The sequence below is a fragment of the Peribacillus faecalis genome, assembly GCF_014712675.1.
In the GTDB taxonomy this organism is placed as follows: Bacteria; Bacillota; Bacilli; order Bacillales; family DSM-1321; genus Bacillus_AD; species Bacillus_AD faecalis.
On the sequence record NZ_JACXSI010000025.1, the window covers coordinates 24,416 to 37,917 of the forward strand.

The 13,502-nt window shown below is 39.5% G+C and carries 10 protein-coding genes and 2 tRNA genes; 10 read left to right on the forward strand and 2 right to left on the reverse strand.

Going from position 1 to position 13,502, the window contains the following annotated elements:
- Positions 1–171 precede the first annotated feature (171 nt).
- The 9 genes from mfd (at position 172) to IEO70_RS11460 (ending at position 9,905) form a co-directional block, all read left to right on the forward strand.
- Positions 172–3,705 carry a transcription-repair coupling factor gene (gene mfd / locus IEO70_RS11420; RefSeq protein ID WP_190998507.1) on the forward strand — a complete coding sequence of 1,178 codons (3,534 nt, stop codon included), beginning with the start codon at positions 172–174 and terminating at the stop codon, positions 3,703–3,705.
- A gap of 188 nt (positions 3,706–3,893) precedes the next feature.
- Positions 3,894–4,430, forward strand: a complete 537-nt coding sequence (gene spoVT / locus IEO70_RS11425) for a stage V sporulation protein T (protein WP_190998508.1) — start codon at positions 3,894–3,896, stop codon at positions 4,428–4,430.
- Between the two features lie 155 nt (positions 4,431–4,585).
- A complete protein-coding gene (locus IEO70_RS11430; protein WP_328820920.1) occupies positions 4,586–6,193 on the forward strand; it encodes a putative polysaccharide biosynthesis protein in 1,608 nt (535 codons plus the stop codon).
- A gap of 9 nt (positions 6,194–6,202) precedes the next feature.
- On the forward strand, positions 6,203–7,669 hold the full coding sequence (yabN, locus tag IEO70_RS11435) for a bifunctional methyltransferase/pyrophosphohydrolase YabN (protein ID WP_190998510.1): 1,467 nt from the start codon (positions 6,203–6,205) through the stop codon (positions 7,667–7,669).
- Positions 7,670–7,683: 14 nt separating this feature from the next.
- Complete coding sequence (locus IEO70_RS11440; RefSeq protein ID WP_190998511.1) at positions 7,684–7,953, forward strand: RNA-binding S4 domain-containing protein; 270 nt, start codon at positions 7,684–7,686, stop codon at positions 7,951–7,953.
- 92 nt (positions 7,954–8,045) lie between these two features.
- The gene (gene yabP / locus IEO70_RS11445) at positions 8,046–8,354 is read left to right on the forward strand and encodes a sporulation protein YabP (protein ID WP_190998512.1); all 309 of its coding nucleotides are present in this window, start codon (positions 8,046–8,048) and stop codon (positions 8,352–8,354) included.
- Positions 8,351–8,980: a spore cortex biosynthesis protein YabQ gene (gene yabQ / locus IEO70_RS11450; protein WP_190998513.1), complete on the forward strand. Its 630-nt coding sequence runs from the start codon at positions 8,351–8,353 to the stop codon at positions 8,978–8,980. Before yabP ends, yabQ begins: the two co-directional genes overlap by 4 nt.
- Positions 8,981–9,003: 23 nt before the next feature.
- Entirely contained in the window at positions 9,004–9,381 is a 378-nt protein-coding gene (locus IEO70_RS11455; RefSeq protein WP_206711568.1) for an FtsB family cell division protein, read from the forward strand.
- A gap of 80 nt (positions 9,382–9,461) precedes the next feature.
- Complete coding sequence (locus tag IEO70_RS11460) at positions 9,462–9,905, forward strand: S1 domain-containing RNA-binding protein (RefSeq protein ID WP_190998515.1); 444 nt, start codon at positions 9,462–9,464, stop codon at positions 9,903–9,905.
- Between the two features lie 229 nt (positions 9,906–10,134).
- On the opposite strand, the gene IEO70_RS11465 is transcribed toward IEO70_RS11460, so the two are convergent.
- A tRNA-Glu gene (locus tag IEO70_RS11465) sits at positions 10,135–10,206 on the reverse strand.
- Positions 10,207–10,216: 10 nt separating this feature from the next.
- Positions 10,217–10,293 (reverse strand) — tRNA-Met (locus IEO70_RS11470).
- A 689-nt stretch (positions 10,294–10,982) separates the two neighbouring features.
- On the opposite strand from IEO70_RS11470, the gene spoIIE reads away from it, so the two are divergent.
- Positions 10,983–13,451, forward strand: a complete 2,469-nt coding sequence (gene spoIIE, locus IEO70_RS11475) for a stage II sporulation protein E (protein ID WP_190998516.1) — start codon at positions 10,983–10,985, stop codon at positions 13,449–13,451.
- The last annotated feature ends 51 nt before the right edge of the window (positions 13,452–13,502 follow it).

The following is a 13,502-nucleotide window of genomic DNA, read 5'->3' on the forward strand; positions in this document are numbered from 1 at the left end:
GCTTTGGATCTCACTCCAAAGCGTTTTTCCATTTGCAAAAGCAAGAAATGCGCCATACAATTTCTTGCTGAACCTGACAAAATGAGTAGGGAACTTATTAAATGTAAGGAAGTAAAATAATGAAAATAGTAAATGAATTAAAACAGTTTTTCCGTTTGGAGGGGAGCCAGCATGAATGCACTAAGCCAAGTATTTTTGCCTAATGAAGATGTGAAATCCATCATTACCGGTGTGGAGGAAGGTCTTCGCGAGCAATTAGTTGCAGGCTTATCTGGTTCTTCGCGAGCTATGTTGATATCTTCTGTCTACAATCAAACAAACCGATCTATTTTAGTGGTCACTTATAATCTTTTGCAAGCGCAAAAGCTGTATGAGGATTTGACGAATTTTCTGTCAGAAGAAGAGGTATTTTTATACCCAGCTAATGAATTGATTGCAGCTGAGATCAGTATATCCAGTCCGGAATTGCGAGCGCAAAGAATCGATGCCTTAAACCATTGGTCTTATAATAATAAAGGTATTGTGATTGTGCCGATGGGCGGTTTCCGCAAATTGCTTCCTCCTAAGGAGATATGGCAAAAAAATCAACTTTTATTGAAAGTGGGAAGCGAGCTAGACATTGAAAAGACAGTCCGCCAGCTGGTAGCAATGGGTTACACAAGAACAGATATGGTTTCTGCGCCGGGGGAATTCAGTCTTCGAGGCGGAATAATGGATATTTATCCTTTAACCGAAAGCAATCCTTTCCGTGTCGAGCTGTTTGATACAGATATCGATTCAATCAGAACATTTTCCATTGAAAATCAGAAATCGTTGGAAAAGGTGCAAGCTGTTCATATTGGTCCGGCTTCTGAGTTGATTGCAGGTCCGGCCGATATCAGTCGGATGGCAGACTTGCTGGATGAAGGCTTGCGCAGTAGTTTGGCTAAAATGAAGAGCGAGAAAGCGAAAAATCTACTTCTACAAAACGTCGGTGCTGAAGTTGAGCAGCTGCGCTCAGGCTTAAAGATTGATACGATTTATAAATATACAAGTTTAGCCTACGATCGACCAGCTAGTTTACTAGACTATATACCAACTGGCGGGCTAGTTTTTTTAGATGAAATAAGCCGTATTCAAGAAATCTCGGCTTCTCTTGAAGGGGAAGAACTGGAGTGGTTTACAAATTTACTGGATGAAGGGGAAATCGTCCATGATGTGAAACTGTCATTCAGCTTTGCTGAGCTTATGGCTGCTCCTTCGGAAAATATGATTTACATGTCGCTGTTCTTACGTCATGTGCCGCATACTAATCCGCAGAACATTATTAATTTCTCATGTAAGCAAATGCAAAACTTCCATGGGCAAATGAATGTGTTTAAGACTGAGATTGAACGTTGGAAGAAAGCGCATTATTCAGTAGTAGTTTTAGGACCGGATGAAGAACGGATGTCGAAACTGCGTCGAGTTCTCGAGGATTACGACATTGAAGCGGCAGAACTTAATGACAAAAGCAGTATTTTAAAGGGTAAGGTCCAAATTGCAAAAGGCAATTTAAACAGCGGCTTTGAATTACCAATGCAAAAACTGTCTGTCATTACGGAGCAGGAATTATTCAATAAGCGCACGAAAAAATCGACAAGAAAACAAAAAATCTCCAATGCCGAGAGGATCAAGAACTATTCGGAACTTAAGATTGGCGATTACGTTGTCCACGTCAACCATGGTATTGGGAAATATTTGGGTATTGAGACGCTTGAAATCAATGGTGTTCATAAAGATTACTTGAATATTCGCTACCAAGGATCTGATCAACTGTTTGTTCCGGTTGATCAAATTGACCTTATCCAAAAGTATGTTGCCTCAGAAGGAAAAGAGCCGAAGCTATATAAATTAGGCGGGAACGATTGGAAACGAGTGAAAAGCAAGGTCCAATCATCTGTACAGGATATTGCTGATGACCTTATTAAGCTTTATGCAGAAAGGGAAGCTTCAAAAGGGTATGCCTTTTCACCGGATGGAGATTTGCAACGAGAATTCGAGACGTCATTCCAGTACAACGAAACAGAAGATCAACTGCGTTCAATTGAAGAAATCAAAAAAGACATGGAGCGCGAAAGACCAATGGACCGCCTACTATGTGGTGATGTAGGATACGGTAAAACTGAAGTGGCAATTCGCGCTGCTTTTAAGGCGGTTGCAGATGGAAAGCAAGTTGCTATTCTGGTTCCGACTACTATTCTGGCGCAACAGCACTACGAAACAATACGTGAAAGATTTCAAGACTATCCGGTTTCTATCGGTCTGTTAAACCGTTTCCGTACGAGAAAGCAGCAGACTGAAACGTTGAAAGGCTTGAAAGCAGGGACTGTAGATGTTGTTGTTGGTACACACAGATTGCTGTCTAAAGATGTCCAATACCATGACCTTGGTTTACTGATTGTTGATGAAGAACAACGCTTCGGTGTGACTCACAAGGAAAAAATCAAACAGTTAAAGGCGAATATCGATGTGCTTACGTTGACTGCTACGCCAATTCCGAGAACGCTTCATATGTCTATGCTGGGCGTTCGTGATTTGTCAGTTATTGAAACACCGCCGGAAAATCGTTTCCCGGTTCAGACATACGTAATGGAATATAACGGTGTTTTAGTGCGGGAAGCAATTGAGCGGGAATTAGCGAGGGATGGACAGGTTTACTTTTTATACAATCGGGTAGAAGATATAGCGAGTAAGGCGGAAGAGATTTCCATGCTTGTGCCGGATGCGCGTGTTGTATATGCGCACGGTCGTATGACGGAACAGGAGCTTGAGTCTGTTATGATCAGTTTCCTTGAAGGAGAATATGACGTTTTAGTAAGTACGACAATTATTGAAACAGGTGTTGACATACCGAATGTAAATACGCTGATTGTTCATGATTCCGATAAAATGGGGTTATCCCAGCTTTATCAGCTTCGCGGACGAGTCGGGCGTTCAAACCGAGTGGCGTATGCTTACTTTACGTACCGCAAAGATAAGGTTTTAACAGAAGTAGCGGAAAAACGTCTGCAAGCTATTAAAGAGTTCACAGAACTAGGTTCAGGCTTCAAAATTGCGATGAGAGATTTATCCATCAGAGGAGCAGGAAACTTGCTGGGAGCAGAGCAGCATGGGTTTATCGATTCAGTAGGATTTGACTTGTACTCCCAAATGCTGAAAGAAGCGATTGATCAACGTATTACCGTTGAACCGCACGCAGTGCCTGTACAACCGGTAGAGATTGATCTGCAAGTTGATGCATATTTGCCGGATAGTTATATCACCGATAGCAATCAAAAAATAGAAATGTATAAAAAATTCCGTGGAGTATCATCCTTAGAAGAAGTAGCTGAGCTGCAGGAAGAGATGATTGACCGATTCGGAGAGTATCCGAAAGAAGTTGAATATTTATTTGCGGTTGCGACAATTAAAGTGTTTGCCCAACTTTCTAAAGTGGATTCTATTAAACAGCAAAAACAAGAAATTGTTGTGCTGCTTTCAGAAGCTCGAAGCAATAATATAGATGGTTCAAAAGTAGTTCAGCTAACTGGTAAAATTGATCGACATGCAGGTTTGGGCATGGAAGGAAGCAGATTAAAAATTGTATTGCCGATTAGAAATTTAGACTGTGAACAATGGCTTCCATTATTAAAGAACCTTACGGAAGGGCTTCAACATATCGAAAAAGATAAAGTTAACCAATAATATGAAAAATTTTGGTTGCAGTTCTACTCATTTCATGGTGAAATGGATATAGCAGAAAATTATAGTAATAAAATATTTTTCTGCATGAATAGAACTTAGAGGATGAAAAATACTAAGTTCAACGCGGTTATGGATACGAATGTAAGAATAACCAAAACATAAAAAGAGGAAAGTGAGGCAACACAAGAATGAAAGCAACTGGAATAGTTCGTCGTATAGATGATTTAGGACGAGTAGTTATCCCTAAAGAAATCCGCAGAACACTTCGAATCCGCGAGGGAGATCCTCTTGAAATCTTTGTTGATCGTGATGGAGAAGTTATTTTGAAAAAGTATTCTCCGATTAGTGAACTAAGTGATTTTGCTAAAGAGTATGCAGAAGCATTATTCGATAGCCTTGGAAATCCGGTACTAATCTGTGACAGAGATACATATATCACTGTAGCGGGCGGATCTAAAAAAGATTACTTAAATCGCAGCATCAGCGACTTAGTTGAAAATACGATGGAAGATCGTAACACTACTTTAGAAACGCAAAAAACACAAATTTCTCTTGTAGATGGTTTCACTGAAGAGATTCAGTCATATACAATTGGACCAATCGTTGCAAATGGAGATCCGATCGGTGCAGTAATCATTTTCTCTAAAGAAGGAACTTTAGGGGAAGTTGAAAGAAAAGCAGTTGAAACAGCTGCAGGATTCTTGGCGCGCCAAATGGAATCTTAATTTATATGCAAAAGAGGGGAGGCAAAAAAGCTTCCTCTCTTTTTGTTATGGTATGGAAATCTGTTCTGCTCATTTCAAAGCGTTGGCAAGATTGAGTAGACAGTTATGATATAATACTGCTGAAAGTTCTGAAAAGAGAGGGAGAGGGGATCACAATCAATAATCAAGACCTTTCTAAAAAATTTCTTCGCGGGGCCTTTATTCTGACAATCTCCGCTGTTTTCGTGAAAATATTAAGTGCTCTATATCGCATCCCTTATCAAAATATAGTCGGGGATGTCGGGTTTTATACATATCAGCAAGTGTATCCCTTTTATGCATTTGCATTAGTGCTATCTACTTATGGATTTCCTGTTGTAATTTCAAAACTATTAGCGGAGCTCAAAGAAGATAGAAATGACTATACACGGACAGAAATTATTGTAGTATCTGCAACTGTTCTAAGCATAATCAGTATGCTTTTATTTTTATTGCTCTTTTTCGGGGCGGAGTCGATAGCCGATATAATGAATGACCCGATGCTGTTAAGTTCATTACAAATAGTGTCAGTTGGCTTTCTGTTCATACCGTTCATATCGATTTTAAAAGGACTATTTCAAAGTGAAGGAGAAACAACACCAACAGCTGTTTCACAAGTTGTAGAGCAGTCCGTGAGAGTTGGCTGCATCCTTCTGTTTGCTGTTCTATTCTATTATTACGGGTTATCATTTTATGAAGTTTCAGAAGGTGCGTTTCTTGGATCAATCTTTGGCAGTGTAGCAGGAGGAATTGTACTGCTGCTCTATTATAGAAAAAATAAGAAAAAAGAGGCAACGTCATCGTTCAGCAGCATCCGCATCAGAAGGAATTACATGCCTTTAGTGCGAATGATTATAGGACAGGGGCTTATTTTCAGTTTTACCTCGCTGGTTATGGTATTCATTCAATTTGTTGACGCACTGCTTTTATACCCTTTACTGTCGACAACCGGGCTTGAGGAAATAGAGGCAAAGCAATGGAAAGGAATATACGATCGCGGTCAACCGCTGCTTCAGCTTGGGACGTCTGCAACAATTGCGCTTTCGTTGACGATTGTCCCGCTTATATCTAAATATAAACAACAGGGAAACCTTAAAATAGTAGAGAAGTATACGGATTTGACCTTTCGATTGAGCTTCATGCTTGGTACGGCAGCAGCTGTAGGACTGTTTTGTATGATGGATTTAGTAAATACATTGCTGTTTACGAATGAAAGCGGCAGTCAGGCACTGCAAATACTCGTCCTTTCGATTTTGTTTTGCTCGCTGATGATGACGGGCACGTTTGTTCTGCAAAGTCTGGGGAACACTATGATATCTATCGTTTTTATTTTGTTCGGGCTACTTGTGAAATTTTTATTAATGATCTATCTTGTGCCTAAAATGCAAATAGCAGGTGCAGCTATCTCTACGACAGTGTGCTTTATGATCATGGCACTGCTTGTTATGTTATATATAAGAAAAGTAATGAAAAAATCGATGTTTTTCAATCGGGCATTGTTGATTATTTTCCAGGCGGCAGTTATGATGAGTATCCTGCTTACAATAGAGAGATGGTTCTTCTCTCTGTTAATAGATAGCGGATCGAGTCGGCTGGCACTTGTTGTTCAAGTGCTGATTATGGTTGGAACAGGTGCTGTCACCTATTTGTATTATGTGATTCGAAGAGCGATTTTTTCGGCAGAAGAGCTGGCATTATTGCCGTTCGGAAGCAAACTGGCAAAGTTTTTACCAAAAGATGAGTAGGAGATAATTATGACAACAAATAAGATTATAGTTATGGGGCTGGGTGCGGGTGACTTGGATCAGCTGCCATACGGTATTTATAAAAAGTTGAAGGCAGTCAAAAGCTGCTATACAAGAACAATTGACCACCCGGTTATTGCACAATTGCAAGAGGAAGGCATCGCTTTTAACAGTTTTGATGCTGTATATGAGAAGTATGATACCTTCCAAGAAGTATATGAGCATATTAGTAATAGGTTAATCGAGCTTGCTGAAAAAGAAGAGGTCATTTACACGGTACCTGGTCACCCAATGGTAGCAGAAATGACAGTGCAGTTGCTAATAGAGAAAACAGCCGAACATGAGATTGAGCTGTCAATCGAGGGTGGACAAAGTTTCTTGGATGCACTGTTTCAGGCGGTGAAAATTGATCCGATTGATGGCTTTCAACTATTGGATGGCACCGCTTTGAAAAAGGATGAGCTGCAAGTCACACAGCATATGATTATCGGACAAGTGTATGACAGCTATATGGCTTCTGAAGTGAAGCTGACTTTAATGGAGAAGTATCCGGATGACTATGAGGTTGCACTTGTAACAGCAGCCGGCAGCGAGCAGGAAGTCGTCAAATGGCTGCCTTTATATGAGCTGGACCGCGAAGCAGAACTGAGTAATTTGACTTCTGTATATGTGCCTCCTATTAAAGACGCGACTCTTCTGAACAAGGAATTCATGAATTTGCGTCGTATTATTGCTGAATTGAGGGGACCGAACGGATGTCCGTGGGACCGTGAACAAACACATGAAAGCTTGAAAAAGTATTTGCTTGAGGAAGCATATGAACTGATTGATGCAATTAATGATGATGACACAGATGCTATTATAGCTGAACTTGGAGATGTATTGCTGCAAGTAATGCTGCATGCTCAAATCGGTGAAGATGAAGGGATGTTTTCGGTTGATGATGTAATTGAGACTATCAGTGAGAAAATGATTCGCAGACATCCTCATGTGTTTGGGGATGTAAAAGTATCAGATACAAATGATGTTATGGATAACTGGGCGGCTATTAAGCGTGCTGAAAAGGGTAATCAAGAACCGGAGTCACTATTAGACGGCGTAGAAAAATCACTTCCGCAGCTGTTAGTTGCCTATGACTATCAAAAGCGGGCGGCAAAAGTAGGCTTTGACTGGGATGAAGAAGCGCCAATCTGGGACAAAGTAATGGAAGAAATAGCGGAGTTCCGTGAAGTTGCTGAACAAAAGAATGTAAAAGAGATGCAAAATGAGTATGGAGATATTCTGTTTGCTCTAGTAAATATCGGTCGTTTTTTCAATATTTATCCGGAAGAGGCGCTTCAAGGAACGAACCGCAAATTCGCACAGCGTTTCCGCTATATTGAAGCGTGCGTAAATCAAGGCGGCAAACGCTTTGAAGACTATTCATTAGAAGAGCTTGACAGCTTTTGGAATGAAGCAAAAACTAAAGGACTTTAACGGGGGAGTAAAAAATGAGACTAGACAAGTTTTTGAAAGTTTCTCGCATTATTAAACGAAGAACATTGGCGAAAGAAGTTGCTGATAAAGGAAGAATAACAATCAATGGTCTTCCTGCGAAAGCCAGCTCAAACGTAAAAGTTGGAGATGAGCTTTGTATTCAATTTGGACAAAAGCATGTAACGGCACGAATTGAAAAGCTGCAAGAAAATGTAAGAAAAGAAGATGCAGCACATATGTACACAATCATAAGCGAAGAAAAAATTGAGCAAGATGAATTTTAAGATCAAGTACGTCCAGTACTTCTAGCGGAAGTTCTATTTACGGAGTGTTCCTCATACACTTGTACAAAAAAGTGTGTACAGGAGGAATCAATATGAGCAGCCAATATTATGAACAAGGAGACAACAAGGGAAGAAACACACCTGAACATGACATTGTGATGAGAGGCCGTAAGCTTCTTGAAATAACAGGCGTAAGACAAGTAGAAAGCTTTGATAATGAAGAATTTTTATTAGAAACAACGATGGGATTTTTGGCTATTAAAGGTGAAAATCTGCAAATGAAAAATTTAGATGTGGATAGTGGAGTTGTGTCAATTAAGGGAAAAATTTATGATTTGGTCTATGTAGATGCACCATCGGGAGATAAAGCCAAAGGGTTCTTTGGCAAGCTGTTCAAATGACACTGACTACGCAGTTTTATACTTTAGTAGCGATGATCGGAATGGGAAGCTATTTTGGCGCGACGTTGGATACGTATCAGTTATTTCTGAAACGTTCGCAACGAAAGAGATGGATTGTTTTTATACATGATATTCTTTTTTGGATTGTCCAAGCTCTGCAAGTTTTTTATGTCTTACTGCTTGTTAATCAAGGGGAACTGCGCTTTTATTCCTTTTTGGCGCTAGTATGCGGTTTTGCCGCATACCAGGCGTTATTCCAGAACAGCTATTTAACTCTTTTGAAGACGTTCATTAGGATATGTAAAGCAACAGCTGATTTTATAAAAGAAGTAGTTACGCTGCTCGTGTACAAACCGGTTACGTTTATTTTAAAGACTCTGATGTTAATCAGTTTGACTTTAATGAAGGGGCTGCTTGCCCTTTTATATTTCATTATAAAGGTTATAATGGGGACAGTTAAAATAATCTGTTCACCGTTTGTGTGGTGTTTTAGACAAATTTATAAACTGTTTCCAGTTTCAGTAACAAATAAAGTTGAAAAGCTATATAATTATATCGAAGGAATTCTCAAAAAAGCGTGGAATAATATATATAGGTTTATCAATAAAGGGAAAAATCGAGAATAAGAGAGGTGAGGAGAGTGGAAGGCATGAGAGACAGAAAGGTAGCAAAGATCCAGTCAGCCTATGTGGAACAAACTGAACATAATCAGCAGCAAAGAAAGAAGAAGCAGCAGGGGCTGGTAAGGCGTCTTGTTTTATTTGCCGTAGTTGCAACTGTTCTTTCCGTGCTGACTGTTTCGACTTTACTATCTCAATCAGCAGCTATAGAGAAGAAGGAAGAAAAAAAGCAAACTGCAGAGAGTGAATTAAATACTCTGCAAAAAGAACAAGAATTGCTTGAAGAAGAAATCATTAAATTAAATGATGATGAATACATAGCGAAAATTGCCAGAAGAGATTATTTCCTTTCTGATGAAGGAGAAGTCATTTTTAATCTTCCGAATACAAAAGAAGATAATGACTAAAGTTGACACTGATTTTTCACTTTCGCTATAATGATTACTAAGTATGATTTTTTTAATTTTTAAGGAGGAACATTTTTTTTATGTCAATCGAAGTAGGCAGCAAGTTACAAGGTAAAGTAACAGGCATTACTAAATTTGGGGCGTTCGTTGAATTGCCTGAAGGTACAACAGGTCTTGTTCATATAAGCGAGGTTGCTGACAACTATGTTAAGGATATCAACGAACATTTAAAAGTAGGCGACCAAGTAGAAGTAAAGGTTATTAATGTAGAAAAAGATGGAAAGATCGGTCTGTCAATTAAGAAGGCAAAAGATCGCCCTGAGCAAACTCATCAGCCGCGCCCACGACAAAACAGAGGAGATAATCGCTCTCGTGATAACTTCCGCTCTAGAGAAAATCGTGCTCCAAAGGAAAATTTCGAACAAAAAATGGCGAAATTCTTAAAGGAAAGCGAAGATCGTCTTTCCACTTTGAAACGCAGCACTGAAACGAAACGTGGCGGACGTGGAGGCCGAAGAGGTTAATACTTGCTGCTGATTTTATGATATTGCAGGTTTTTCCTTTATTTATAGAATAAGCGATAGTATAGACAAGTAAGTGCAATAGCACTTGCTTGTTTTTTTATTTAGGAAGTAATGTGTTTTTGAATTTAGTTGGCTAGTTATTCTTATTTTATCTTAAACTATCCGATTCTATGTAAATTAAAAAAGGATAAAGAAAAAACCATCAGATGTTATCTGATGGTTTTAAATATGACCCGTACGGGATTCGAACCCGTGTTACCGCCGTGAAAGGGCGGTGTCTTAACCGCTTGACCAACGGGCCAATATTATATTGGTAGCGGCGGAGGGAGTCGAACCCACGACCTTTCGGGTATGAACCGAATGCTCTAGCCAGCTGAGCTACACCGCCAATATAGTAAGTTTGTGTTTTTCTCTTAATGAGAAGCACAAGTTATATATTACTTACTTCTTGTCTTTTTGTCAACGGAATTATTAAAGTTTAATATTTCAGAATAATCAAGAGCGTAATCGTCCTTTTTTTGTCTCTTTTTAAGGGCGGTCAAATAATAAACTTGTCGCAGTTGTATGGCTCTGTCTTTGGGCAGCATGATCTGCTGAAAGTAAAGAAGGACCAGTAACGACATCCAACCCCAGCGCCCAGCAACTAGTGAACTTCCGCAGCCACCCCGAAGAAACCAAAACCAGGTTTTTGTGTGGGGCTCTCAGAATAAGAGTAACAGCGACGAAGATATGCAGACGTAGTGCACTTAGTGCGGGCCCGCTTCCGCATTTCGATTCCCGCATGTCTCCTATTTCATTGAAGTGAATTCAAGGGGTAGATTCAAAAATGAAAAAGGACCGGTAACATTTTTTTAATCTATGCAAACTTTTTTATTTGATAGTTAGATAAAATTTTATGTTTCTGTACATGTATTGACAGGATGATTTGTTAGGTTGTAGTCTATGCTGTTTAGATTTGGGTGAATATACGGAAATGAGTCGAACACTTCTTGTGAACGCTTTCTATATTACGACAAAAAAATGTAACTCTAGTATTTATAATGGGAATCATTAGAAATGATAGGAGTTGATTTATTTATGGCTAGGTTGGAACATAACACGATGAATTCTATGGCAGATATAAATTTATCGTACAACGAGGATTATGCGAAAAAATGGATTGGTGGTTTGTTCAGAAAGCTAGACACATTCTTCATTCAACGTGGAGTCATTTTAGTATTGATTGGATTTTTATTAGGCAGGGCACTTATTTTATCTCAACTTGCTCCATTTGCTATCCCGTTTTTCGCCTCAGTGTATCTTTTGCAAAAAAATAAGGCCCCTTATGCACTAGTCGGGTTAATTGCCGGGGCAGCTACTCTTCACGTGACAAATGCGGCTATCATATTTGCAGCCTCTATTATCTTCATGATGCTATATAAAATAAGAGAGCCTTCAATAGCGCAACAATATAAAATCGTTCCCGCCTACGTATTTCTATCCTTTGGTTTGACCAGTTTTGCGATGCACTATCTGGTAGAAAGAAAGCTTCTGCTTTATGACGGTTTAATGATGGGAGTGGAGGCAGGGCTTGCATTCATTCTTACACTTATTTTTCTTCAATGTATTCCCCTAATCTTTGCGCCTAAACGATCGAGAACCCTTCGGACTGAAGAAGTTGTCAGCTTGACCATCTTAATTGCGTCGATATTGACAGGGACAATCGGTTGGAGCTTATATGACTTATCGTTTGAACATATATTATCGCGTTATTTAGTTTTGATTTTTGCTTTATCGGCTGGAGCGGCTATTGGTTCTACAGTTGGTGTGGTTACAGGTTTAATTTTTAGCTTGGCGAGTGTTGCTACTCTTTTTCAAATGAGTTTGCTGGCTTTTGCCGGTTTGCTTGGCGGCTTATTGAAAGAAGGGAGAAAAATTGGTACAGCTGCCGGCTTGCTGGTGGCTACTGTATTAATTGGATTATATGGAGAAGGAACAGCGAATTTATCGATTGCGATGTATGAATCATTAGTAGCGATTGGGTTATTCCTGTTAACACCAGCCGTCTTGCTGGAGAAAATTTCGAAATTTATACCGGGAACGACAGAGTTTTCAAATGAACAACAAAAATACATGAGAAAGGTTAGAGATGTCACTTCGCATCGAGTTGCGCAGTTTTCCAATGTCTTTAAGGCACTATCAGACAGCTTCACTCAAATAGATGAGTGGAATAAGGAGGTAGATGAAGAAAAAGAGTTTGATTATTTTTTGAGTAATATAACGGGGAAAACGTGCCAATCCTGTCACAAGAAGGACCGATGTTGGGTGCAAAATTTCCATACCACGTATGAGGGTATGAAGGAGCTTGCTGCGGAGCTTTCTTATAATGATCGGGTTGTTTCGACCCAAACGGAGAGAGAGTGGAAGTATTGTCATAGATTTCCGAGGGTTGTTGATGCAATTTCCCAGGAGCTTACTTTTTATCAGGCAGATCAAAAATTAAAAAAACAGGTAAAGGAAAGTCGTAAACTAGTGGCCGAACAATTACGGGGCGTATCGGAGGTGATGGATGAGTTTGCGAAAGAAATTCAAAAAGAGAGAAAAAATCACCATATGCAGGAAGAACAAATCTTAGAAGCAATCACGGATTTCGGACTGCAACTGCATAGTGTAGAAATTTATAATTTGGAGAAAGGAAGTATTGATATTGACATATCATTGCCTTATTTCAAAGGAGGGGGAGAGTGTGAAAAGCTAATAGCACCGATGTTATCAGATATACTCGGTGAAACAATTGTAGTTGCTTTAGAGGATATAGAAAGCCAGCCTGGAATGTGTTTTGCCAATTTCCGGTCAACTCAGAAATTCGTCGTGACTACAGGTGTTGCTCATGCAGCCAAAGGAGGAGGTTTAATATCCGGAGATAGCTATTCGTTAATGGAACTTGGTGCGGGTAAGTATGCTATGGCAATAAGCGACGGCATGGGGAATGGAGAAAGAGCAAAAATGGAGAGTTCGGAGACGCTTGAGCTGCTCCAAAAAATTCTTTTGTCCGGAATAGATGAAAAAGTAGCGATTAAATCGATCAATTCTATTCTTTCATTGCGTACAACGGATGAAATATTCTCTACGTTAGATTTAGCATTAATTGATTTGCACGATGCTAAGGCAAAATTTCTGAAAGTGTGTTCTACACCAAGCTTTATTAAAAGGGGCGATCGTGTATTTAAAATAGAATCAAGTAACCTTCCAATCGGATTTTTAGACGGAGTAGATGTTGAAGTAGTCTCTGAGCAATTAAAGGCAGAGGACTTACTAATTATGATGAGCGACGGCATTTTGGAGGGGGCGAAAAATGTTGAAAACGTTGAATTTTGGATGAAACGGAAAATTAAAGACTTAAAAACGGACAAGCCCCAAGAAGTCGCGGATTTAATTCTTGAGGAAGTGATTCGGACAAGGGGGGATATTAGTGATGACATGACAGTGGTAGTAGCGAAAATAAAACATAATACACCAAGATGGTCTGCAATACCTGTGTCTTCCTTCAGGAAAAAGGCACAGTAAGCCTGTATAAAAACTACCTTCTGGGTAAAAATGGTAATAACTATACTGCAG

Coding starts and splice junctions, on each gene's coding strand:
- mfd (WP_190998507.1), top strand. CDS start 172: ATGAATGCACTAAGCCAAGTATTTTTGCCTAATGAAGATGTGAAATCC.
- spoVT (WP_190998508.1), top strand. CDS start 3,894: ATGAAAGCAACTGGAATAGTTCGTCGTATAGATGATTTAGGACGAGTA.
- yabN (WP_190998510.1), top strand. CDS start 6,203: ATGACAACAAATAAGATTATAGTTATGGGGCTGGGTGCGGGTGACTTG.
- IEO70_RS11440 (WP_190998511.1), top strand. CDS start 7,684: ATGAGACTAGACAAGTTTTTGAAAGTTTCTCGCATTATTAAACGAAGA.
- yabP (WP_190998512.1), top strand. CDS start 8,046: ATGAGCAGCCAATATTATGAACAAGGAGACAACAAGGGAAGAAACACA.
- yabQ (WP_190998513.1), top strand. CDS start 8,351: ATGACACTGACTACGCAGTTTTATACTTTAGTAGCGATGATCGGAATG.
- IEO70_RS11455 (WP_206711568.1), top strand. CDS start 9,004: ATGAGAGACAGAAAGGTAGCAAAGATCCAGTCAGCCTATGTGGAACAA.
- IEO70_RS11460 (WP_190998515.1), top strand. CDS start 9,462: ATGTCAATCGAAGTAGGCAGCAAGTTACAAGGTAAAGTAACAGGCATT.
- spoIIE (WP_190998516.1), top strand. CDS start 10,983: ATGGCTAGGTTGGAACATAACACGATGAATTCTATGGCAGATATAAAT.